The following is a 22,671-nucleotide window of genomic DNA, read 5'->3' as shown; positions in this document are numbered from 1 at the left end:
AGGGACAATGTGTGCGGGATCACCAAGCGGGTGGAGCGGATGGAACATACGAAAGTGGAAGAAAAGGGTGGTGTCCGGGGTCAGCATGCCCCCCGGGGCGCCGTCACGAACCGTGCGATGACGACCTTCAGCCCGGCGGACGAGGAGAAACAGCGCGGCGTTCGCCGCATGAAACTCACCGCCACCGGGCTCCTGCTGTTCGTGGCCGTGGTCTACATCCTCGCCAAGTGGGCCCAGAACTCCGGCGCCGGGCCCTGGGCGGCCTACGTCGCCGCGGCCGCCGAGGCGGGCATGGTCGGCGCGCTCGCCGACTGGTTCGCCGTCACCGCCCTCTTCCGCCACCCCCTCGGCATCCCCATCCCGCACACCGCGATCATCCCCACGAAGAAGGATCAGCTCGGCGTCTCCCTCGGCGAGTTCGTCGGTGAGAACTTCCTCTCCGAGGACGTCGTACGGCAGCGGCTGCGCGCCGTCGGTATCGGCAGCCGCCTCGGCGCCTGGCTCGCCGTCCCCGAGCACGCCGACCGGGTCACGGCGGAGCTGTCCACCGCCCTGCGCGGCGCCCTGACGGTCCTGCGCGACTCCGACGTCCAGGCCGTGGTGGGCGAGGCGATCACCCGCCGCGCCAACGCCCAGGAGATCGGGCCCGGCATCGGAAAGATGCTGGAGAAGGTCGTCGCCGACGGCGGCCACAGGCGGGTCGTCGACCTGGTCGTCACCCGCGCGCACGACTGGCTGGTGCTGCACCGCGACGAGGTGATGGACGCCGTGGAGGGCGGCGCCCCCGGCTGGACGCCGAGGTTCGTCGACCGCAAGGTCGGCGAGCGCGTCTACAAGGAACTCCTGCGCTTCGCCACCGAGATGCGCGACATGCCCGCCCACCCCGCGCGCGGCGCCCTCGACCGCTTCCTCACCGACTTCGCCTCCGACCTCCAGTCCGACACCGACACCCGCGCCCGCATCGAGCGCCTCAAGGGCGAGGTGCTGGGCCGCGGCGAGGTGCAGGACCTCATCGCCAGCGCCTGGACGGCCGTACGATCCATGATCGTCGCGGCGGCGGAGGACGAGCGCAGCGAACTGCGGCTGCGCGTACGGGCCTCCCTGCTGTCGCTGGGCTCCCGGATGGCGGCCGAGCGCAAGGTGCAGGACAAGGTCGACCAGTGGGTGGAGGACGCGGCCGTGTACGTCGTCACCACCTACCGCAAGGAGATCACCTCCCTGATCACGGACACGGTGGCGAGCTGGGACGCCGAGCACACCACGAGGAAGATCGAGGCGAACATCGGCCGCGACCTCCAGTTCATCCGGATCAACGGCACGGTGGTCGGCTCGCTCGCCGGCCTGCTGATCTACACGGTGTCGCACGCGCTGGGTGCGTGAGCGGCCGGGGACGTGACGCGCTGGTGACGACAGTTGTCAAGGCGTAAGCGATTCCGCTCAGGGCACTCGAACCGGGTTCTTCTCGTGAGGAGGGAGCCCATGACCACCGCACAGGCCGGGACCGGCCGAACCGTGACCACCGACATCCCCGCTCGCCTCGACCGCCTCCCGTGGTCACGCTGGCACTGGACGATCGTCATCGGACTCGGCACCGTGTGGATCCTCGACGGTCTCGAAGTCACCGTCGTAGGCAACATCGCCAGCCGCCTGTCGGAGCCCGGCAGCGGCCTGCCCATCACCTCCGGCGAGGTCACCGGCCTCGCGGCCGCCCTCTACGTGGCGGGAGCCTGCTCCGGTGCGCTCTTCTGGGGCCGACTGACCGACAAGTGGGGCCGTAAAAAACTCTTCATGATCACCTTGGCGGTCTACCTCGGCGCCACCGCCCTGACCGCGATCGCCTTCGACACCTGGTGGTTCTTCCTCTTCCGCTTCCTCACCGGCTTCGGCATCGGCGGCGAGTACGCGGCCATCAACTCCGCGATCGACGAACTGATCCCCAAGGAGTACCGCGGCCGCGTCGACCTGATGATCAACGGCAGCTTCTGGCTGGGCGCGGTCTTCGGCTCCCTCCTCTCGATCGTCGCGCTGGACACGGACATCTTCGCGGCGAACGTCGGCTGGCGCCTCACCTTCGCGCTCGGCGCGGTCCTGGCCCTGGTGATCCTCCTGGTCCGCCGGCACGTCCCGGAGAGCCCGCGCTGGCTGCTGATCCACGGCCGCGACGACGAAGCGGAACGCATCGTCTCCTCGATCGAGCGGAAGGTCGAGGAGGAGAACGGCGAACCGCTGCCGCGCCCGGAGGGCGAGATCACCATCAACCAGCGCCGCAGCGTCACGTTCCTGGAGATCGGCCGCACGGTCTTCTCCGACTACCGCCGCCGCGCCGTCCTCGGCTTCTCCCTCTTCATCGGCCAGGCCTTCCTCTACAACGCCATCACCTTCGGCTTCGGCGCCATCCTGACGACGTTCTTCGACGTCCCGAGCGGCAGCACCGGCTACTACTTCGCGGTCATCGCACTCGGCAACTTCTGCGGCCCGCTGCTGCTGGGCAAGCTCTTCGACACGGTGGGCCGCCGGGTGATGATCTCCGGCACCTACCTGCTGTCCGGCCTGCTCCTCTTCGGCACGGCCTGGCTCTTCGACCAGGGCTCCCTCAGCGCGAGCACACTGACGGCATGCTGGTGCGCGGTCCTCTTCTTCGCCTCGGCGGGCGCGTCCAGCGCCTACCTGACGGTCTCCGAGGTCTTCCCGATGGAGACCCGCGCCATGTCCATCGCCTTCTTCTACGCCATCGGCACGGCAGCCGGCGGCATCAGCGGCCCGCTCCTCTTCGCCGACCTCACCGGCACGGGCAAGGTCGGCGACACGGTCCTCGCTTTCCAGATCGGCGCGACCCTGATGTGCCTGGCCGGCCTGACGGCGGCGATCCTCGCGGTGCGCGCGGAACGGCGTTCCCTGGAGGACATCGCCACGCCACTCACGGCGGCGGAGGATCAGACGGGGTCGACGGGTCAGGGCAAGGGCGAGGGCGCCTACGCCTCCGGCTCCGGCTCCGGCCAGACGGGGTCGAGGACGGCGACGACGTAGGGGCGCACCGCATCTGGCCGGGGGCGGCCGCGGCTCTCCCAAGCTGTGGGCGGCGACGGCGTAGGGCTCGCTGACTGCGAGCCGCCGTGGCTGCCGCAGGCTGCGGACGGCCATGGTTGCCCCAAGCCGCAGGCGGCCGCAGCCGCTTAGCTGCGGGCAGTCGTGCCGCTCGGGGCGGCACCCGTCCCACAGAGGGCGGCACCCCGCCAGCGCGGGTGAGCTGCCCCACCCGCGCCCGGGCTCCCCCCAGCACATCGCAACGTGCCGGACGCTACTCGGCCCCACCCCGCCGCACCCGGTCCCGCCGCCGCAGCAACAGCAACCCACCCGCGACAGCGGAAACACCCGCCGCGGCGGCCCAACCGACCAGATCCTCGGCCCCGGTAGCAGCCAGGTCACGCCCCGCGGCAGGCGAGGCCGAGGCACTCACGCCCCCCTGCGGCCGGGCACCCCCACCCGAGGCACCCCCGGACGCACCCGCGCCCGGCGCCGCCCCCTCCACCCGCTCCCGATCCCGAGTAAACGCCAGGGTCCCGAATCCAAGCTGGTCGTAACCCCCACTGTTGGGCCCGTAATCCCCACCCCCACCCTCCGGCGCAGCCTTGGCCGCCGCACGCGTCACATACGACGCCGACAGCCCCCGCCGCTTGGTGTAGTGGTTCGCGATCATCGCCCAGATCGGACGGGTCATGCCCGGATCCACCCCCGCGGCCCCGGCAGCGGTCTCACTGCCCGACCACCCCCCGATCGCCCCCTTCTTCCGCGTGTTGGCCGTATACGGCACATCCCCGCCCAGGCTCCACTTCGCCACGTACTGCGCCCCCTTGAGGAAGCGGTTGTCGTCGTAGCCGTAGAGATCGATGCCCTGGTTCCACGCCATCTCGCAGACCGTGCCCATCAGCCCGACGCCGAGCAACGCGTGCCCCTGGTCCCGCCCGGCCTCGACCCACTCGGCGAGCCCGTTGTCGTGCACGACGGGAACGGCGTGCTTGACGGACCCCATGCCGTCCCCGTGCTTGAAGTACTCGACGGCCCGGTCGACCACGGCACGGTCGTCACAGAAGATGCCGGTGGCGAGCACACAGGCGATGGCTGTCAGGTCCCAGTTGGGCCAGTAGTTGGTGACGACGGCGCCGTTGTGATCGCGCAGGAAACTGTCGCTGAGGGGATGGAAGACGTCCCGCATCACTTCCTGCGCCCGCCCGAGCGCGAAGTCACCGTGATCACGCACGAGTTCGGCGGCGTTGGCGAACTGGTAGCCGTACAGCCCCGCGGCCAGGAACCGGTCGGCCGATCCCTGGACCGACGTCAGTTTCCCCGACCAGGCGTTGAGGATCTCCACCGCGGTGTCGGCATGCGCGGTCTCGCCGCTGACGTGGTATCGCAGGGCGTTCTGGTAGGCGGCGTGGATGTCGTTGTAGAGGACCGCGTAGTTCTGGGGCGACCCCGCCCCCCGGTACACCGTGGCCTGCGGATTGGCCCGCCAGCCGCTCTGCGCGTGCCGGTTGGCGGTGAGCTTGGCGAACCCGGCCGCATAGGGTCTGGCGCCCGCCTTCACCTTGGCCGCCATACGGTCCAGGTCGGTACGGGTGTGCAGCAGCCCGGGGTGAGCGAAGGCGGAGCCGGCGGCGAAGGCCGGGCTCGCGAGCGCGGTCGTACCGACACCGGCGCCGACGCCGACACCGGCGGCTCCGGCTGCCGCGCCCGCGGCCTTCAGCATGCTCCGGCGGCTGATCTCTCGTGTCACGTTGTCGTACCTCGACGTCGTAAGTCGCGTTCCTGCGGGGGACGGTGAGGAGACGGCCGGACGGCGAAGGCGATAACAAAAACTGCGCTATAGTTGATCTGCGTCCAGCCGCCGGAACTCCGAACTCCGGTCAGACGGACGATGCGTTGGTGGTCCAAGGAAAGACGCCCCACTTCCTGTGGGGAGATGCAGGTGCAAGGCCTGCCCGGCGCTCCGGACAAGAACCCCGGCCCTGAGTTTCAGGGCCGGGGTTCTTCGCTGTGTGCTGTTCTCTGCTGTGCGCGCGGCGCGCCCCGGACGCCGAAGGCCCGGAGCGCAGCCCGCCTCAACCGCGCCGGTCGGCGACAACCCAGGACGTCAGGCCCACGGCCCCCGCCACTCCGAACACGGCAGGCCAGGCACCCACCTTCTTGGCCAGCGGATGGGACCCGGCGAAGGCGGCGACATACGCGGCCGACAACGCCCCCGCGGCCACCCCACCGGCCTGCTGCCGCCACTGCCGCGCGGCCGCGGCCCCGGCGACGGCGAGCACGACCCCGCCGAGCGGCCGCTGCCTGGTCCAGCGGGCCACGCCGTACCCGCCCACGAGCCCGCTCGCCGCGATCACCGCACTCGGAACCTTCGCCATACCTGCCTCCTGCTCCTGCACTTGCTCCTGCTGCTCCTGCCCCGCTCGCGATCCCTGAGGCTAACTCCCGAGGCCGGGGGCGCACGCGCCGGGGCGCACGCAGGCGCCTTACCGGACGGCAGGCGAACCTGAGTCGAGGCTTGTCAAGTTTCCGGCTCCGAGCTATATAAGAAGGCGAAGAACGTAGGGCATCGCACCGACAGCACCTGAAGAGAGGAGTGACCAGTGATGCTCATGCGCACGGACCCCTTCCGTGAACTCGACCGGCTCACCCAGCAGGTCTTCGGCCCCGCCACCCGCCCGTCGGCGATGGCGATGGATGCCTACCGCTCCGGGGACGACTTCTTCGTCCACTTCGACCTCCCCGGCATCGACCCCGAGACGATCGAGCTGGACGTCGAACGCAACGTCCTGAACGTCCGAGCCGAGCGCAGGTCCCCCGCCCCCGAGGGCGCGGAGCTGCTCGTCGCCGAGCGACCCACCGGCGGCTTCACCCGCCAGCTCTTCCTCGGCGACACGCTGGACACGGAGCGCATCGACGCCTCGTACGAGGCCGGCGTGCTGACCCTGCGCATCCCGGTGGCCGAGCAGGCCAAGCCGCGCCGCATCCAGATCACGGGCGGCGACAGGCCCAGGCAGCTCAGCGGCTGACGGCACGGCACGCACGTACCCACGAACCCACGCACCCACCGGGGCTGTCCCGAGGACGTCCCCCCACGGGACAGCCCCGCCCCCCACACCCACCCCGCGCCGCCGGATTCCGAGTCCGGCGGCGCGACGCAGGACCGGATCCGGAGGAAGACCCGCACATGAGCGTGACGACGGTGCCCAGTGTGACGACTGCTCTCACGGCCCCGAAGACCCTGATCCCCGCCCCGCCGCGCCACCACGACACCCGAGGCGACGACAACGCCTGGACCCGACTGATCGAAGCGGTGCGGGAATCGGGCCAGTACCCCACCAGGTCGGAGGCGGAGCGGGTCACCCGTATCGTCCTGTCCGCCCTCGGCGGTCATGTGATCGGCGACGAACGGGTCGACCTCGCCCGTGCCCTGCCCGAGGAGGCCGCCAGGGTGGTCGCCTCCCAGATCCCGGCCACGCGCCGGCTGACCGCCGCGGAGTTCGTCGACTCCGTCGCGGCCCGTATCGAGGGAGCGACCCCCGCCACGGCCCGCTGGGACGTCAGCTCGGTCCTGAGCGTGCTGCCGCCCCTGGTCGGCGACGACCTGGTGACCCGCATCCTGGCCCAGCTCCCCGCCGGCTACGCCCTCCTGTTCGGCCGGGCGGACCTGAGCCCGGCGTCGTAGGCTCCCTGATCCGCGTACGACGGCCACCTCCTGGACGGACGGGAGGTGGCCGTCGGACAGACGGCCAAGCCACCGACAGGAGCCGGCACTTGACCCGCACGAGGTCCACGACCCTCACCACCCCCGACGGCACGCACCTCGCCCACAGGGACCACCACCCCGCCGGGGACCCCGCGGCCACGTTCCTCCTCCTGCACGGCCTGGCAGGCCACCAGGGCGAGTGGGACACGCTCGCCGCGCGGCTGGCGGCCGACGGCCACCGCGTGGTGACGTACGACGCCCGAGGCCACGGCGCCAGCACCCGCACCCCGGCGACCACGACCCGCGCGGCCCATGTCCAGGACGCCGTAGCCCTGATCGGGGAACTGGGCCTGGCCCCCGTCACCCTGCTGGGCCAGTCCCTGGGCGGCCACACGGCCCTGCTCCTGGCCGCGTCCCACCCCCACCTGGTGAAGTCCCTGATCCTGGTCGAAGCGGGCCCGGCCGGCCCCTCCCCGGACCTCCCCGCCCAGATCGCGACCTGGCTGGACAGCTGGCCGACCCCCTTCAAGTCCCTCGACGAGGCGGAGGCGTTCCTCGGTCACGAGGCCTGGGCGAGGGGCCTGGAGAAGCAGGAAGACGGCTGGTATCCCCGGTGGGAGCGCACCACGATCATCGACACGGTCGCCGAACTGGCCACCACGGCCTACTGGACCGAGTGGTCCCGCATCACCTGCCCCACCCTCCTCATCCAGGGCGAACACGGCACGATGCGCCCCGACGAACCGGCCACGATGCTCACCCACCGCCCGCACACCCGGCTCACCCGCATCCCCGACGCGGCCCACGACGTCCACCTGGACCAGCCGGACCGCCTCTACGAGGCGATCAGGGCCTTCAGCACCTGACCCTTGACCTCAACCAAAGTTGAGGTCCTACGTTGATCGCGTCCAGGCAACCACGGGAGGGGAACGCGTGAACGCGCACACGAAGGACCTCAAGGAGTACACCCACGACGAGCTGGCCGCCCAGCCGATCGGAGCATGGACGGGCCAGGCCTACCGCCTGGTGGTGGGAGCCATCCGGGCCCAACTGGCGGTGGAGGGCCTCACCCAGCCCCACTGGTGGACGCTCAACCATGCCTCCGGCGCCCCCGGTTCATGGACCCGCGCGACCCTGACCGACCGGCTGACCCCCTACGACGACCTGAACACCGACTTCGACGAGGTCTACGACGACCTGATCGCCCGAGGCTGGCTCGCGGAGGACGCGACGGGCGGCATGACCCTGACCGAGGAGGGCGAGGCCGGCCGCCTCCGCGCCCGGGAACGCAACCTCCGCGTCCACGAGCAGACCCACGAGGGCGTCGAGCCCGCCGACTTCGTAGTGACGATCAACGTCCTGCGCCGGATCGTCGCCAACCTGGGCGGCAACGGAAACCTCCCCGACGACGGGAAATAGGACGACGGGAAATAGTTCGACACGGCCCCGTCTCCCCGCCCATCCTTCGGTGGCGCACCAGCGCCCCAACCGGCCCCAGGGAGACGACCGTTGAACCCCGCCATCCGTCACATCACCTTCGACTGCACCGGAGAGCCCTACGAACTGGCCCGCTTCTGGTCCGAGTTGCTCGGTCACCCGATCTCCGACGAGGACAAGCCCGGCGACCCCGAGGTACTGATCGAGCTCCCGAACGGCGCCCCGGGCCTGCTCTTCGTCAGCGTCGAGGAGGGCAAGACAACCAAGAACCGCATCCACTTCGACCTCCAGCCCACGGGCCGCACCCGCTCCGAGGAGGTCGAACGCGCCGTGACCCTCGGCGCCCGCATCCTGACGGACCGAACCCTCCCGAACGGCCGAGGCTGGGTCGTCATGGCCGACCCGGAGGGCAACGAGTTCTGCGTCGAACGGGGAGAACTGGATCGGGTGGACGACCGGGTGGAGGACTGACGGGTCCAGCGATATCCCCACACCCGGTAAGCGGCCTGCGGCCTGGCTGCCGCTTTGCAGAGCTGTCAAGTTCATGGCAAGCTGCGCGAACGATGATCGACGTCTTTATTCGGCTCGCGAATAGGTGTCTGATAAATGGGGGGATAATGCTTAAGTCCAAGTTCGCGCGCATGGCTGCAGGGGCTGCGGGTGCCGCCGCGATGGTTGTCGCGACAGCGAGCCCGGCCTTTGCCGCAAACATGAGGGTAGAAACTATCCGCGGCTACATGACCTTCACCGACGACGGTGACGTCTTCAAGCTCTGCGACACCCTGGCGGATGGCAAGGGTGTATACGGTGCGGTTTTCTACAACTCGTACATCGCCACTGACGGCTACCAAAGAGTGATGACGATGTCCGACGGCGGCGACGCCGGATGCGGCAGTAAGGGCCACAACATCGGAAACGGTGGCAGCTATACGTTCGTCATGTGCTGGGGGCGGTACCCGACTGGTCCGTTCGAGAACGAGTTGAGTTCTCCCTGTGACTCTACTGGCGAGTTCAACGAGTAGTAGCCGGCTGGGTCTTTCGTGAGGGGTCGTCGGCTTACCGACGGCCCCTATTCGATTTTATTGTGCATGCGGTCATCCAAGCACCATCACGTCATGAGGATCCGCACCCTGCCACGGCCGCGTCTCACCCACCTTGCGATATCCCAACGCCCGGTAAGCGGCCTGCGCCGCCCCGCTCCCGGGATGCACGTTCAGCACGACCCGCTCGACCTCCACACCATCGAGCAGCACCTCATGCAGCCGCCGCGCGACACCGCGCCCGTACGGCAAGCTCCATCAGCAGAAAACTGCGCCCGCCCGTCCTCCCGGCACACATCCCCGCCCATCCGCTCCACGGCCAGGCCGTCCATGCGCTCTCCACCCCTCCGGAAACCCGGCGGACGTTCAATGTCAGGGGTTCTAGATCCATTATCGCGGTACACGGAGGCACCTGTCGCCGTTCTCCAGAATGATCTTTTCACCCGATATGCGCCCGTAAGGTTTCCGGGACGTACACAACACACGCCACTGGAACGGGAGTTGAGAGTGACGCACGACGTTGCCGCGCTGAGGGAAGAACTCATGGCCATGGCCATGGCCGATCACCAGTCCTCGGTCCACGCGAACAGCGACGACCCCGCCGAGCAACTGGCGTGGCGCCGGCTGACCGCACGGCACGGTGACCGGCTCAGCGAGATCATGGACGAGTACGGCTGGCCAACGGCGGAACTCGTCGGCGAGGAGGCCGCCCGCGCGGCATGGCTGATCGCCCAGCACGCCGACCGGCAACTCGACGTCCAGCGACGCGCCCTCCACCTCATGCAGCAGGCGGTGTCGGCAGGCTCGGCCGGCCCCCGTGAACTGGCCTTCCTCCGCGACCGCACGCTCGTCAACGAGGGCCGCAACCAGCTCTACGGCACACAGATCGCCGGCGTGAAGGACGGGGCACCGGTTCCGTGGCCCTGCGCGGAACCCGACCGCGTGGACGAACTCCGCGCGGAGGTCGGCATCGAGCCCTTCGACGAGTACGTCGCCAAGTTCTCGACGACCTGACGCCGGGCAGGGCTCCTTGGGTGGCACCGGGAGCCCTCGAAACGGAACCCGGACATCCAGGAACATGTGTGCGAAAAGGTCTCGCCGTGCGTGGCCGGAGGTGACAGGATCCTTTCAACCGGCCTGCTGAAGGCCAGAGTTGGGGGATTTTCATGAGAAACGGGAGCTACAGACGTGCCACGGCGCTGGCCCTGGGGGTGACGCTGCTGGCCGCACTGCCGCCCGCCGCGACCGCTCATGCCGCGGAGAGCGCAGCCGCCCGCACCACGGCCGAGGCGGACCGCACCGTGGATGCCGAGACCACCGATGACTTCGCCACCCTCGCGGATGCCGTCCTGACCAGACGGACCTCCGCACTCCTGGACGGATCTCAGGCGACCCGCCGTGCCGCCGCGGCGCTGCCGCTGAAGGGCGACGTGCACGTCACCAGCAGCCTGGCCCGCGCCGAGGACTCCGCGACAGACGTCCTGCGTGACCGCAGAGCGCGGCTCGCCGCCCTGGACGAGGCCTACACGGCGGCCGAGACCGAGGTCGACGTGGACGAGGTGCGGGTGACCGGCGACCGGGCCACTGCCCAGGTCACCGAGACGACGATGCTCACCTACAAGAAGATCGAGGGCGAGGAGCCACCGACCACCGGCTTCCAGGCGAAGCACGAGCTGACCTTCGCGGCAGCGCCGGACGGCACGTGGGAGCTGACCGGATTCACGCCTCTCGACGAGGAAGGGCCGGCCGCGATCAACTCGGTGGTGGACACCGCCGAGGACAGCGACCCCACGTCCGCCGGCGCAGCGGAGGAACCGATCGACGAGGGCGGCGAGCCCGAAACCGACGGCCCCGCGCCCCAGGAGACCCAGGCGGGCAGCACCCAGCCCACCGTCCAGGCCCAGGCCAAGGTCAGCGCCACCGCGAGCTACGACTACACCGCGATGGCGAAGTACGCGGAGAAGCACTGGAAGAACTACAACTCCAACTACCGCAAGTTCAACGACGTCGGGGGCGACTGCACCAACTTCATCAGCCAGGCGCTACGCGCGGGCGGCTGGAAGAACAACACCGGCTGGTACAAGAGTTACAAGAACTGGTGGTACAACTCCTCGAACCAGACGACATCCTGGATCAATGTCAACTACTGGGCGTCCTTCGCTCTGCACAGCGACCGGGCCTACAACCTGGACAACGTGTACAAGCTGGGGATCGGGGACATCCTCCAGATGGACTTCAGCGGCAACCGGTCCAAGGACCACTCCATGATCACCACGTACAAGAGCAATGGAGTGCCCTACCTCACCTACCATTCGACCAACACCTACCGGAAGTCGGTGAAAAGCCTTGTGGCGCAGTACCCGCGCGCGACGTATTACGCCTTCCGCACCTGACGGGATCGGACACCGCTCATGGCGCCGTCGCGTCGGACTGCTCGTGGCGGTGCTCTGCGCGGTACTGCTCACCGCCTGTGGCGGCGGGGACGACTCCGCGTCCGCGAAACCCGACCTGGCGCACCAGGACCGTTTCCTGCAGGACTACGTACAGTTCCTCAACACATCGGACGAGGACGGGCTGGCCGGGCTGCTCGACGCCCACCCCCAGGGCTCCAAGGACGCCCGCGCCAGGATCAAGGCGTACGGCGGACAGGACTGGGACGTTCGGTGGACGCGCACATCTGACTTCGCGGACGTATGGAAAGTGGACATCACCGGCAACGCGGGCGCCAAGAACCGCCCCGTCCGCGTCACGGAGACCATCACCTGGGAGAAAGAGCACTGGGTGATGACCCCACTCCCGGGCGTCGTACCGACCCCACCGAACGCGGCGAGCACCGAACAGCCCGGGTGAGGGCAACCGAGCCCCGCCGTTTCGCCCAGGAGGCGTCGGGGGCTTGAGCAGGACAGCGAAAGTGCCTTCTGAACTGGAACTGGAACGACAGGGCTTCTCCGAGGCTCCTGCCGTTCCAGCAGGAAGGCACTTTCCGCTCTGCGCACGAGTGGCTCCGCGCACCTACGGCTACCACCACTCACCAGCCACCCGGCGGCGGCCCCGCACCCCGCCGCGACCGTCTCTTACTCAGTCTCTTCACTGGCGGCTGTGCGCCAGATCTGCACCAAGCAGTATTGATCCTGAATATCGACTGCCATCGCATCCGGTACAAGCCGGGCGAGGGCAGGATCAAGGGGACTTCTTTCTGCCCCCCGTCGATGGTTTCCAGCGCGAGCTCGCCGCCGGGAAGCTCAACCTCCACGTCCTCCGCACCGGACCACTGAGCATCGTTTGCCGGAGGGACGGTTGACCAACTCTCCAATCGTACAGACGCCCGGATTACCTGCTGCGGCACCTGCAGATAGACCATGCCAGGCGCAGAAAGGAGCCAATTCGTGCGATCCGCATATGGTGAATACGTATCGACGCTCGTGTCAACCAGCCCAAAAGTGCAGTAACTTGGAGACACCGCGGTCTCGAAATAATCCAGCAGCCTACTCAAGAGCACCTCGCACGTCTTCCTAGTCCAATCGGACGATTCGCCACTCGCCGTTCCGCTCGGTCACCAGGAACTGCGTGAAGTCAAAGGGATTGGCGGGCAGGTTGACGGGGATCAGCGGGTCCTTCTTCCGGGGCGTGACGTGCTCATCGGTCAGCTCTGCCGCGGCTATGGAGTCGCGCTGCTCGGCGTTGAGGGAGCGGGACAGGGAGGTGACGGCCGCAGGGCAGTCGGCCGCGCCCTGGCCGGTGGCGAGGGATGTGGCGGCTGGTTTGCTCAGCAGACCGCATGCCGTCGGGCCGTCCCCTCGTCCCAGCGCGTGCATCAGCTTGGTGGCGGTCCGCGCGACCGCATCCTGCTCGGCTCGGTCCTGCCGGCCGGAGGGGACGACCACGAAGGCATAGGTGAGCCCGAGGATGATTGTCACCGCGGCCACGGGCAGGTAGGTCAGTGCGCGGATTCTCATGGCCAGGAGCGTACGGCGGCCTTCGTCCCGGCGTACGGCGGTTCTGCCGGCGGGCGTTAACCGTCAGCGTGCCGCCCCGCCGCGCTTCAGGGTCTGGACGAAGGAGCGCCAAGCATCCTTTCCCACCGGGATCAGACGCGCGTCCGGGACCTTTGAGTCACGGACGAGAGCGCCGTCGTCGGCGAGCGCGCACTCGACACACTCACCACCCGCACCGTTGCTGTAGGACGACGTGATCCACACCGGACGGGTGCTTCCGCCGGACGCTTCTATTGTCACCTTGCGTAATCCTTCAGGATCGACTCGATCAACAGGGCCGAGCGTTGAGGACTCAAGGCCGCGGCTCGGAGACCGTCGAACGCCCTCGTGTACTCACGGACATGATGCTCGCCTTCCAAGTACATGGCATCAGTGATGCCGTCTCGATACACGAGGTCCGGATCCTCCGGGGCCGGGAATCCCAGCATGGTGAACGAACCGGTGGCCGGATAAGTCCCTGCGTCGAAGGGGAGGACCTGCAAGGTCACGGTCGGCAGATCGGCCGTCTCCAGGACGCGTTCCATCTGCTCTCGCATCAGGGCGTGGTCCCCGATGACGTGACGCAAGGCGCCCTCGTTCACGATGAACCAGGCGTCAGGAGCATCCGTTCGCCTCAGCATGGCCTGGCGTTCCATGCGTACGTGCACCGCCTTGGTGATGTCCTCGGCCGACATGTGTGCGCCGGACTTGTGGAGTTCGGACGCATACACCTCGGTCTGCATGAGGCCGGGTACGACCTCGCACTGGTACTGGCGGAAGGTCGAAGCGTCCTGCTCGAGGCCGATGTAGATGTTGAACCACTCGGGGACGCCGGCGCCGTGGACCTGCCACCAACCACGGACTTTCGCCTGACGTGCGAGCGACTTGAGGAACTCACGCAGCTCATCGCTGGTGGCGTAGAAGCGGCACAGGGCGTCGATGTCCGACGGCTGGATACGGCCACTGCCCGTCTCCATCCGGTTGACCTTGGAGCCGCTCCAGTCCAGGGCCGCACCGACCTGGGCGCAGGTGAGTGTGCTCTTCTCGCGGAGCTTCTTCAGCTCGATCGAGAGGCGCCGACGGCGTGCCGTAGGTGAACCGGCCATCCCAACCCTCTTTCCAATAGCGGGCGTTCAGTCTCGCGCCAAGGGGTGTGCTTGCCAATCACTCGGAGGTGGGAATCTCGCTGTGCACATTGCACGACGGGATGCGCTGCCCCCACAGTGGTCGACAGCACAACTCAAAGTGAGCGTTGGTGACGCTGCGCTGACGGTGTGGCGTCGACTACGAGGAGAGGGGTCTGCGTGAGTCAGGAAGCATGTATGTCGCGCGAGCCGTGGGAGCTTGCCTTCACGGCGGAACCCGTGGAAGTGGCTGCCCTGCGCCGGATCATGCGACTGCACCTGGACATCTGGGGGTTGCAGGACATCACCGACGAGGCCCAACTGTGCGTCAGCGAGCTGGTGTCCAACGTCATCACGCACGTCGGACTCGGCGCCCCCGCGACGCTGGCTGTCTCCGTGCGGGGCACGCACCTGCGCATCGAGGTACATGATCCCGACCCACGGGCCCTGCCTGTCCTCCGGGACCCGAGCACAGAATCCCTGGAGGGGAGGGGCATGGCGCTCGTGGACGCCGTTGCCGACCGCTGGGGTGTGTTGCTACGCGCGGACGGGAAGGTCACGTGGTGTGAGCTGGCCACGAAACTCACCGCACCCACCGGCCATGTAGAAGCTCCCAGCGTGATGCGGGCCGAGGCCGTGCTCAGCCTCTATGCCGCAGCCACGCCGTTGCCGTGCAGAACGCGTGTGGGCAGGTTGACCTCGGTCGTGGCGGAGGAGACGGTGATCGCGGCGATCACCGACTTCCTCCACTGGCTCCGAGCTCACGGCCGCGACGCGGACGACATGCTCGATCGGGCACAGATGCGTTTCGAGGCTGAGTGCGCCGCCCTGTGGGAAGGGGCGTAGCGGCGCTGGTGGAGACCCATCTCCTCGCCGCGGCAACTCGTCTCCTCGCCGGCCGGATCCCCGTCGCTTGATTCGCGACCATCGTGCACATGTCCTTCATCCCGGGCTGGGCGGGTGATTAGGAAGGAGCCCAGGAACGCGTGATCGCGGCAGGCGCCTACGCAGCCCGCGCTTCTTCCTCTGCGGAATTTCTAGCGCTGCTCCAGGCACTCGAAGCCATGCCCCCGGGTGAGGCGAAGCAACGCACGGTCGTTCACGGCGACCTGGCAGCAGTTGAGGCGGCGTCCGGTAAACGCGAAGCGGCCTGCGAGCATCCCTGCCCATCGTGGATCGGGCAAGGCGCTTGATCAGCTGGCACTCACTTGGTACACCACCGGCGCGGACCGCGTCCGCGAGGTCCGTCGTGCGCTCACTTCCCACTAACACGAGACCTGCGTTCGCGACCTCGACGACCGCCTGTATGACTGGTGGACCTAGTGCCGCATCAGGCTCCGTCGGCGTGCCGATCCGGAAGCCGGTTGCCGTCAGGGTCGCGCAACTCAATCTCACGCGCCCACGGAGCGTCATTAGCCTGCACACCGAACTCGGAAGCGATGGCCTCGACATCACGAATGCGGAGGTAGACCAGAGTGTCGGGGCGGGCGTCGCCCGTGTGCTCCGACAAGAACAACCGCACCCCGCCCCGGGCGACCTCGACCAACGCGGGAAGTCCCGGTTCGAAGCGGTGTTCCCACTGCTTGGCGAAGCCCAGTCGCTCGTACCACGCGACCGCCGCCGCAGCGTCCTCGACGCGAAGAACGGGAATGACTTCCTCGTCCGTAGAGCCATCATCGCAGACCCAGGGCGAACCTTGCCTGCCACGGCACTAGTTCAAGGGTGACCGATGTGGTTAGCGTTTGACACATGCCACTTCGTGACCTACTCATCCACATCGCGGATGTCTACGATGCCACCGCCTTAGCGTCCAACGACGTACCAGGCCAAGCTCTCCTCCGGGGCGTGAAGGAACGACACGATCTCCCATTGCCCCCGGGCTTCACGGCAGACGGGCACGGGGGCCAGGGCTTCGCTAGCAGCACTCCATGGATCGGTGTCTATGACCCCGCGATCAACACGGAGCCGCATGATGGTCTGTATCTCGCCTACATCTTCAGCGAGGATCTGTCCGCCGTGACGCTGACGTTGCAGCAGGGCGTAACGAGCCTTAAGAAGAGCTTCCCCCGACGCCCGGACCTTCGGCGAGAGCTGCGGGCGCGAGCACGGCGCCTACGGGCCGCGCTCCCACCAGCTCTGGCGCCAAATTGGAGCCATGAACCGGCCTTTGGGTCGAAGGACTGGCGTCCCCGGTCGTACGAAGCGGGCAGCGTGTTAGCGCGGCGCTATGAGATCGCGGCCATGCCCTCAGAAGAGACACTTCGCGCCGACTTGTTGGAGGCGTCGAAACTTCTGCGTGATGTGGCCGTGGCGCAGCGTGTTCACCTCCAAATTCCTGGCATGGACGCTCCCAGCGTCGAGTACGTCCCCGGGGAGCACTCAACCAGCGACGCCCTTGACAACTTTTGCCCTAAGGACGATAGCGACTACTACGTACATATACAGGGGGGTGAGCGTCGAAGGACGAGGCGTCATGAAGAGCTCATCAAGGACTTCGGGTACCACTCCGTCGCCTGTGGATACACACCCATAATCGCTGGCATGCATCCACGGGACTTGGTCCTACGTCGTTACGGTGGGAGCTCTCAACCTAGTTGGCTAGTCGAAGGAAAGACGGTGAAGAACGGAAATGTGACGAACGCGGTGCGCCAGGCCATCGGTCAGCTCTTCGAGTACAGCCACTTCTGGCACGAGTTGCGAGGGGAACCCAAGCCACACCTCATAGCCCTCTTCACCGAGGGTATAGGGCGCTACGCGGACTACCTGGAAGGTCATGGAATCGCATCGGTCTGGCGCTCGGGCGATGGTTGGGATGGTTCACCCCGGGCCGCGTCGTGGGGTCTTGTCGCCAAACGTGATGTAAGCGACATATCCAGACTCAGCTGAAATAGATTCTGGAAGGCCTGTGAGAGCGGGTGGGGATTCGCCGCCCCTCCGTCAGGGTGTGATGCCGACGGCTATTCGTCCCTCCACTCAGGATGACCTTCTCTTGTGAGGCGTCCTCGCATTAGAGGACTCCCGTCACTCTGGCGACGATGTTTTGGCTTCAGCGTGCTCATGGCCGCTTGGGTTTATTGAGCATGGCGATTCCGGAGGAAAGTCAAGAGAGCCCTTCGGGCGCCGGTTTCGCCGATTCCCCCTTGACGCTCACCTCGGAATCGCTTTGTACGCGCACGGCCGGAGGGGTAGAAGCCCTCGTGGCCGAGTGAGGATGTTGCGCTGGCTCGCTGCGGGCATGCGGTGCCGTCACTGGCCTGCCGGTGGGGCAGAGTTCATTCCTGCGAACCGTGGCACTCCCCATAGATCCGCCCCGATCCACACCAGCAAGCCGCCCCCTGCTGCGGCGGCCAAGCCACTGCCCGACCCCGGGCCGCCAGGGTCGTCGCGTACTGCGGGAGCAGGGTCGCGTCGCCCGGGGAGGAGAGTTCTGAGGCTGCGAAGGCCTCGTAGGACGGGACCGTGCCGGTGACGATGCCGAGGTTCGGGGTGCCGGAGGAGGAGAGTTCTCGTAGGGCGGACTCTATGGTCGCGAGGTGGGTCTCGTGGGAGGGGTATTCCGAGGCCAGGGTCGGGTACGCCTCGAGGAGTTCCGAGAGTTCCGTCGCCGGCCAGTGGAGGATCGCGACCGGGAAGGGGCGGGAGAGGGCCTCGCGGTAGGCGCCCAGTTCTGCTCGGAGGCGGGTGATCTCCGCTTCCAGTTCCACCGGGTTCTCCGAGCCCAGGGACCAGACGCGCTTGGGGTCGTGGAGTTCGTCCAGGGTGATCGGGAGGGAGTGGACCGTGTCCGCCAGCGCGTCCCACTCGTCGTGGGACTTGCCCAGCATGCGGCGGACCCTGTGGCGGCCGAAGAGCAGGGGGTGGGTCGGCTGCGGGGGTTGCGGGACCTCGGTCAGGAGGAGGCGTACGGCCTCCGTGAACGTGTCGTGCGCCGCTTCCAGCTCGTCGTGCGACTCCAGGGCCTCGGCGACGATCACCCAGGGGGCCGGGTCCCGCGGGGACGCCACCCGGACGCCCTCGATGATCGCCCTGGCCTCGGCCTCGTGGCCGTACTCCCAGAGGTTCGACGCCTTGAGCGCCCGTACCAGGTGGGGGTTCTCCAGGCCGTCCGTGGAGGACAGCAGACGGTCGTAGAGGGCCGTGGCCGTGGGGCGGTCGCCGGCGAGTTCCAGGTGGGCCGCGGCGCGCAGGAGCAGGGCCTCGGAGTCCTCGGGATACAGGCCGGCGGTCCGCTCCAGGCGTGCCGCCTCGGCGGTGTGGTCGACGGTTTCGGCAGGCGTGTCGGGGCGCATGGGGGACACCGTACTGCCGGGAGGTGACGAGCGTGAGAGATGCGCGGGCCATACCTCTGGCCTGCGCGGGTTCCCCATGCTCGCCATCCCGGCTCTACGAATCGTCCCGAATCACCGCCGTGACGTCGGAGTGTCGTCGGCCTACAGGGTCACGCCGTCTATTTGTAGCGTTTGGACCGACTTCGCCGCGAAGGGGACGCTGACCGATTTTCCGTTGAGGCGGATGTCCGAGCGGGGCGTGTAGAGGTCGCCGCCGCCCGTCGTCACCGTGTTCCAGCGGGGCACCGCGCCGTTCGTGCCGCCTGTCACCGTCGAGAAGCGGGAGAGGTCGAAGGTGAGGGTCTGGGCCGATGTGGATGTGTTCACCGCTACCAGGACCAGGCGGCGGGTCGACGCCGAGTACGCCGCCACCGCGTAGCTCACGCCCGTGTCCAGGATCGTCATGCCCGGGCGGATGTGGCGGCTGAACTGGGCCAGTACGTAGTGCTTCGTCTGGACCGTGGTGGGCTGGAGGGTGTTCGCGTCGTAGGCGATCAGCGCCCAGCCCGTCGACGGGTCCATGACCTGCCAGTAGCACCATGCTGTGGGGTGCAGCCAGCGGAAGTCGTAGCAGAGGTTCGACGCCATGGTCAGGCCCGTGCCGTCGCTGTCGCCCGTCTCGGAGTTCCACAGCTTCTTGCGGGACGTCGTCACCACGTCCGTGTAGAGGAGGTCGCGGCGGCCGCCGGAGCCCTGGTAGCCGTGCACGTTGACCTGGGAGACCAGGGCCTTGGTCGACGAGTTGAAGGAGGACCACGTGGAGCGGGCCGTGTCGTAGTTCGTCTCGTCCGAGGCCGCGATGCGGATGCCCGTCAGGCCTCGTTTGTCCAGCTCGCTGCGCATGTATGGGAGTACGGCCGCCTGGACCGCGGGGTCCATGTGGCAGCCCTCCTGGGTGCCGGTGGCGGTCCACCAGGTGGAGGCCGGCTCGTTGAAGGGGTCGACCGTCGCGAAGTTCACGCCCCAGTTGTTACGCGCGTACAGGGCCGTCGCCGCCAGGTGGGAGGCGTGCTGGCGGTAGTTCCAGGTCTGGAGGTTGTTGCCGCCGCCCGCCGCGCCCGAGGGGTTGTGGTTGCCGCACATCCACCACATGGGGGAGTTGGCGAAGAGTTCCGTGATCGCGCCGCGCTGTGTCGCCTTCACGAGCATCGCGCGCTGGTTGGCGTCCGCCGACCACTTCCAGGCCGAGGAGGTGGGGTCCTCGTTGTTCCAGTCCTGCCAGAAGCCCTCGATCTGCTTGAAGGCGGGGATGTTCGGTGATTCGACCATCGTCTCGCCGCCGACGCTGTTCCAGCTGCACGCGCCGAGGTTGTAGCGGGCGATGTTCAGGCCCAGGCCGGGGAGCGATCTGCCGTTGTACGTAACCGACTTGGTGGTGAAGAAGAGGTCCGCGAAGTCGTCCCGGGCGCCGAAGACGTTGGCCCACCAGGCGAGGGAGGTGCCCCAGCCCTCCCAGGTGCCGTACGTCGTCGAGGGGTTGACGGCGATGGTGGCGTCCGCGTGCGCGGTGCCTGTCGCCAGGGCGCTGCCGAGGAACGTACCGCCTGCTGCGGTCAGCAGGGTTCTGCGTCGTATCACGGCTCCTCCGTAGGGGAATCGGGGCAGGCGCCGGTCCCCCCGGCCCGGCGTCGCGGGTTGGCCCGTTCATGGCAACGAGAAGCATCGGGTGTGGCGGGTGGGTTGTCGAGAGTTGCGACGAACCTTTCTAAAACCCGTGTACGAAGTCTCGGACGCGACCGTCGGAGCGATCCTGTATAACGAACAGAGCGTAGAGAACGGGTAGTCGAGCGAGCGTACGTACGGGAGGAGGGGAGCCGATGGTCCGCGGTTGGACGAGTCTGCGTCCCGCTCTCGTGCTGCTCTTCCTGGTCCTGGAAGTGGCGCTGCTGGACACCGGCAGTCTCTCCGCCACCGTCGCGCTCGCCGCGACCGCCGCCGCTTCCGCCGCGCTCGCGGTCTGTGCCCTGATCGCCTCGCGCTGCGCGCCCGCCGTGCCGCGCACCCGGGTGCGTACGGCCATCCGCGACCGTGACCTCCGTACGGCCTTCCTGCCCCAACGCGATCCCGACGCCCGGGGGCGCACCCGGCCCCGGGCACCCGGACACGCCCTCCGGGCGACCTTCGCGTAGGGGCACACCCCCGGGAATCCCGGGAGTGCCGGGAAATCCCGGTACGCACCGGCACGTTCACGTAGCCGGCCCCGCGCGGGTCGTCATGCCGCCATGTCATTCCCGGCACGACGAGACCCCCGGAGGGCTCACCCATGTCCGTCTTCGCCAACCTGGTCGAGCGACTCGCCGACCTGCTCCAGCCGCTGTTCGGCGCTTCCGCGGCCGCCGCCGCGATCGTCCTGTTCACCGCGCTCGTACGACTCCTCGTCCACCCCCTGTCCCGGGCCGCCGCGCGCGGCCAGAAGGCCCGGACCGCGCTCCAGCCGAAGATCGCCGAGCTGCGGAAGAAGCACGGGAAGAACCCCGAGAAGCTCCAGCGGGCCGTGTTGGAGCTGCACGCCGAGGAGAAGGTGTCGCCGCTGGCCGGCTGCCTGCCCGGGCTGCTCCAGGTGCCCGCGTTCTTCCTGCTCTACCACCTGTTCTCCAGCGACACGATCGGCGGGCGGGCCAACGAGCTGCTCGATCACCAGTTGTTCGCCGCGCCGCTGGGGGAGCGGTGGGTGGACGCGCTCCAGGGTGGTCTCCTCGGTGGGGCGGGGCTCGTCTACGCCGGGCTGTTCGTGGTCGTCGCCGGGGTCGCCGCGTTCAGCTACCGCCTCAGCAAGCGCATGATGGCCGCGAACCCGGCGCTCCCGGCCGGTGGTGAGCAGGTGGCGGGGCTCGGGGCGGTGACCAAGGTGATGCCGTTCATGTCCTTCTTCACCCTCGTCACCGTGGCGGTCGTGCCGCTGGCCGCCGCGCTGTACGTCGTGACCAGTACGACGTGGAGTGTCGTCGAGCGGGCTGTGCTGTACCGGTGACGCGGCGGGCAGGGTCCAGTACGTGAACTGGGTATTGCGGAGTGCACTCCCAGCTTGGAGGATCGACCAGTCCTCCGATGGCTGGCCCGCCGCATCCGGGTCGCAGGCCTCGGGCGGGCGCCCGCGATCGAGGGAGACGTGATCATGAAGCTGCTGCGAGTCGGTACGGCGGGAACCGAGCGGCCCGCACTGCTCGACGCCGACGGGACCCTGCGGGACCTGTCGGGCGTCGTGCCGGACATCGACGGGGCGCTGCTCGCGGACGACGCGGCGCTCGGTCGGGTCCGTGCCGCCGCCGACGCCGGTGAGCTGCCCGCACTGGACGCCACAGGGCTGCGGATCGGACCGCCGCTGGGACGGATCGGCAAGATCGTCTGCATCGGGCTGAACTACCACGACCATGCGCGCGAGACGGGCGCCGAGCCGCCCGCCGAGCCGGTCCTCTTCATGAAGGCGCCGGACACGGTGGTCGGGCCGAACGACACGGTGCTCGTGCCGCGCGCGTCCCGCAAGACCGACTGGGAGGTCGAGCTGGCCGTCGTCATCGGGCGCACGGCCAGGTACCTGGGGTCCGCGGAGGAAGGGCTCGCGCATGTCGGCGGGTACGCGGTGGCGCACGACGTGTCCGAGCGGGAGTTCCAGATCGAGCGGGGCGGGACCTGGGACAAGGGGAAGAACTGCGAGACGTTCAACCCGCTGGGGCCGTGGCTGGTGACGGCGGACGAGGTGCCGGATCCGCAGCGGCTGTCGCTGCGGCTGTGGGTCAACGGGGAGTTGAAGCAGGACGGCACGACGGCCGAGCAGATCTTCCCGGTGGGGGAGGTCGTGCGGTACCTCAGTCAGTTCATGACGCTGTACCCCGGGGACGTGATCAACACGGGGACGCCGGCGGGAGTGGCGCTGGGGGCGCCGGAGCCCAAGCCGTTCCTGCGGGCCGGGGATGTCGTGGAGCTGGAGATCGAGGGGCTCGGGCGGCAGCGGCAGGAGTTCAAGGACGCGTAGGCGCTCCGCTGGGTGAGCCGGGGAACCGCGGTCGGCCTTCGGCTGCGGGCAGTCCGTGGCCGGTC

The 22,671-nt window shown here is 68.3% G+C and carries 24 protein-coding genes and 1 pseudogene; 16 read left to right on the top strand and 9 right to left on the bottom strand.

Going from position 1 to position 22,671, the window contains the following annotated elements; genetic code table 11:
- Window positions 1–39: 39 nt before the first annotated feature.
- Together CP976_RS16700 and CP976_RS16695 are read left to right on the top strand one after the other, a co-directional pair.
- Window positions 40–1,380: a DUF445 domain-containing protein gene (locus tag CP976_RS16700; protein ID WP_373304835.1), complete on the top strand. Its 1,341-nt coding sequence runs from the start codon at window positions 40–42 to the stop codon at window positions 1,378–1,380.
- A gap of 99 nt (window positions 1,381–1,479) precedes the next feature.
- Window positions 1,480–3,027: an MFS transporter gene (locus CP976_RS16695; protein WP_150481091.1), complete on the top strand. Its 1,548-nt coding sequence runs from the start codon at window positions 1,480–1,482 to the stop codon at window positions 3,025–3,027.
- Window positions 3,028–3,298: 271 nt separating this feature from the next.
- On the opposite strand, the gene CP976_RS16690 is transcribed toward CP976_RS16695, so the two are convergent.
- Together CP976_RS16690 and CP976_RS16685 are read right to left on the bottom strand one after the other, a co-directional pair.
- Entirely contained in the window at window positions 3,299–4,774 is a 1,476-nt protein-coding gene (locus tag CP976_RS16690) for an alginate lyase family protein (protein WP_341874604.1), read from the bottom strand.
- A 325-nt stretch (window positions 4,775–5,099) separates the two neighbouring features.
- Window positions 5,100–5,402, bottom strand: a complete 303-nt coding sequence (locus tag CP976_RS16685; protein WP_059421349.1) for a hypothetical protein — start codon at window positions 5,400–5,402, stop codon at window positions 5,100–5,102.
- Between the two features lie 228 nt (window positions 5,403–5,630).
- Between CP976_RS16685 and CP976_RS16680 the strand changes: the two genes are divergently transcribed.
- The 6 genes from CP976_RS16680 to CP976_RS16655 all read left to right on the top strand — a co-directional run bounded on the left by CP976_RS16680 (window position 5,631) and on the right by CP976_RS16655 (window position 9,189).
- Window positions 5,631–6,053, top strand: a complete 423-nt coding sequence (locus CP976_RS16680; RefSeq protein WP_190146788.1) for an Hsp20/alpha crystallin family protein — start codon at window positions 5,631–5,633, stop codon at window positions 6,051–6,053.
- Between the two features lie 158 nt (window positions 6,054–6,211).
- Window positions 6,212–6,709 carry a DUF2267 domain-containing protein gene (locus CP976_RS16675; RefSeq protein WP_150481089.1) on the top strand — a complete coding sequence of 166 codons (498 nt, stop codon included), beginning with the start codon at window positions 6,212–6,214 and terminating at the stop codon, window positions 6,707–6,709.
- 89 nt (window positions 6,710–6,798) lie between these two features.
- Complete coding sequence (locus tag CP976_RS16670; RefSeq protein WP_150481088.1) at window positions 6,799–7,596, top strand: alpha/beta fold hydrolase; 798 nt, start codon at window positions 6,799–6,801, stop codon at window positions 7,594–7,596.
- 67 nt (window positions 7,597–7,663) lie between these two features.
- On the top strand, window positions 7,664–8,149 hold the full coding sequence (locus CP976_RS16665) for a MarR family transcriptional regulator (protein WP_150481087.1): 486 nt from the start codon (window positions 7,664–7,666) through the stop codon (window positions 8,147–8,149).
- A 90-nt stretch (window positions 8,150–8,239) separates the two neighbouring features.
- Window positions 8,240–8,638, top strand: a complete 399-nt coding sequence (locus CP976_RS16660; RefSeq protein ID WP_150481086.1) for a VOC family protein — start codon at window positions 8,240–8,242, stop codon at window positions 8,636–8,638.
- A gap of 92 nt (window positions 8,639–8,730) precedes the next feature.
- Window positions 8,731–9,189: a hypothetical protein gene (locus tag CP976_RS16655; protein ID WP_229875196.1), complete on the top strand. Its 459-nt coding sequence runs from the start codon at window positions 8,731–8,733 to the stop codon at window positions 9,187–9,189.
- Window positions 9,190–9,261: 72 nt separating this feature from the next.
- Here CP976_RS16655 and CP976_RS16650 read toward each other — a convergent pair whose 3' ends face one another.
- Window positions 9,262–9,459: an N-acetyltransferase gene (locus CP976_RS16650; protein ID WP_373304836.1), complete on the bottom strand. Its 198-nt coding sequence runs from the start codon at window positions 9,457–9,459 to the stop codon at window positions 9,262–9,264.
- Window positions 9,460–9,714: 255 nt separating this feature from the next.
- On the opposite strand from CP976_RS16650, the gene CP976_RS16645 reads away from it, so the two are divergent.
- The 3 genes from CP976_RS16645 to CP976_RS16635 all read left to right on the top strand — a co-directional run bounded on the left by CP976_RS16645 (window position 9,715) and on the right by CP976_RS16635 (window position 12,057).
- Window positions 9,715–10,221: a DUF6624 domain-containing protein gene (locus tag CP976_RS16645; protein WP_150481085.1), complete on the top strand. Its 507-nt coding sequence runs from the start codon at window positions 9,715–9,717 to the stop codon at window positions 10,219–10,221.
- A gap of 152 nt (window positions 10,222–10,373) precedes the next feature.
- The gene (locus tag CP976_RS16640) at window positions 10,374–11,600 is read left to right on the top strand and encodes an amidase domain-containing protein (protein ID WP_150481084.1); all 1,227 of its coding nucleotides are present in this window, start codon (window positions 10,374–10,376) and stop codon (window positions 11,598–11,600) included.
- 43 nt (window positions 11,601–11,643) lie between these two features.
- Window positions 11,644–12,057, top strand: coding sequence for a hypothetical protein (locus tag CP976_RS16635; RefSeq protein ID WP_150481083.1), 414 nt, complete (start codon window positions 11,644–11,646; stop codon window positions 12,055–12,057).
- A gap of 662 nt (window positions 12,058–12,719) precedes the next feature.
- Here the strand turns inward: CP976_RS16635 and CP976_RS16625 are convergent.
- The 3 genes from CP976_RS16625 to CP976_RS16615 all read right to left on the bottom strand — a co-directional run bounded on the left by CP976_RS16625 (window position 12,720) and on the right by CP976_RS16615 (window position 14,287).
- A complete protein-coding gene (locus tag CP976_RS16625) occupies window positions 12,720–13,163 on the bottom strand; it encodes a hypothetical protein (protein WP_150481082.1) in 444 nt (147 codons plus the stop codon).
- Window positions 13,164–13,226: 63 nt separating this feature from the next.
- Complete coding sequence (locus CP976_RS16620) at window positions 13,227–13,406, bottom strand: DUF397 domain-containing protein (protein ID WP_341874645.1); 180 nt, start codon at window positions 13,404–13,406, stop codon at window positions 13,227–13,229.
- Window positions 13,407–13,438: 32 nt separating this feature from the next.
- Window positions 13,439–14,287 (bottom strand): helix-turn-helix domain-containing protein, encoded by an 849-nt coding sequence (locus tag CP976_RS16615; protein WP_190146789.1) that lies wholly within the window; start codon window positions 14,285–14,287, stop codon window positions 13,439–13,441.
- Window positions 14,288–14,503: 216 nt separating this feature from the next.
- Between CP976_RS16615 and CP976_RS16610 the strand changes: the two genes are divergently transcribed.
- Window positions 14,504–15,151, top strand: a complete 648-nt coding sequence (locus CP976_RS16610; protein WP_150481079.1) for an ATP-binding protein — start codon at window positions 14,504–14,506, stop codon at window positions 15,149–15,151.
- A gap of 489 nt (window positions 15,152–15,640) precedes the next feature.
- Here the strand turns inward: CP976_RS16610 and CP976_RS43720 are convergent.
- A pseudogene (locus CP976_RS43720) lies at window positions 15,641–15,956 on the bottom strand (glyoxalase superfamily protein); the annotation flags it as partial.
- 98 nt (window positions 15,957–16,054) lie between these two features.
- Here CP976_RS43720 and CP976_RS16600 point away from each other — a divergent pair.
- Window positions 16,055–17,191 carry an MrcB family domain-containing protein gene (locus CP976_RS16600; protein WP_150481078.1) on the top strand — a complete coding sequence of 379 codons (1,137 nt, stop codon included), beginning with the start codon at window positions 16,055–16,057 and terminating at the stop codon, window positions 17,189–17,191.
- 386 nt (window positions 17,192–17,577) lie between these two features.
- Here CP976_RS16600 and CP976_RS16595 read toward each other — a convergent pair whose 3' ends face one another.
- Both CP976_RS16595 and CP976_RS16590 read right to left on the bottom strand, forming a co-directional pair.
- Window positions 17,578–18,594, bottom strand: a complete 1,017-nt coding sequence (locus CP976_RS16595; RefSeq protein WP_150481077.1) for an SEC-C domain-containing protein — start codon at window positions 18,592–18,594, stop codon at window positions 17,578–17,580.
- 141 nt (window positions 18,595–18,735) lie between these two features.
- On the bottom strand, window positions 18,736–20,211 hold the full coding sequence (locus CP976_RS16590) for a glycoside hydrolase (RefSeq protein WP_150481076.1): 1,476 nt from the start codon (window positions 20,209–20,211) through the stop codon (window positions 18,736–18,738).
- A 239-nt stretch (window positions 20,212–20,450) separates the two neighbouring features.
- Here CP976_RS16590 and CP976_RS16585 point away from each other — a divergent pair, with 239 nt between their 5' ends.
- The 3 genes from CP976_RS16585 (at window position 20,451) to CP976_RS16575 (ending at window position 22,606) form a co-directional block, all read left to right on the top strand.
- Entirely contained in the window at window positions 20,451–20,762 is a 312-nt protein-coding gene (locus tag CP976_RS16585; protein ID WP_150481075.1) for a DUF6412 domain-containing protein, read from the top strand.
- Window positions 20,763–20,896: 134 nt separating this feature from the next.
- A complete protein-coding gene (locus tag CP976_RS16580; RefSeq protein ID WP_150481074.1) occupies window positions 20,897–21,604 on the top strand; it encodes a YidC/Oxa1 family membrane protein insertase in 708 nt (235 codons plus the stop codon).
- Between the two features lie 144 nt (window positions 21,605–21,748).
- Window positions 21,749–22,606, top strand: a complete 858-nt coding sequence (locus CP976_RS16575) for a fumarylacetoacetate hydrolase family protein (protein ID WP_150481073.1) — start codon at window positions 21,749–21,751, stop codon at window positions 22,604–22,606.
- Window positions 22,607–22,671: the final 65 nt, after the last annotated feature.

The organism is Streptomyces coeruleorubidus (genome assembly GCF_008705135.1).
Taxonomy (GTDB): Bacteria; Actinomycetota; Actinomycetes; order Streptomycetales; family Streptomycetaceae; genus Streptomyces; species Streptomyces coeruleofuscus.
This window is presented reverse-complemented; position numbering and strand designations above follow the sequence as displayed.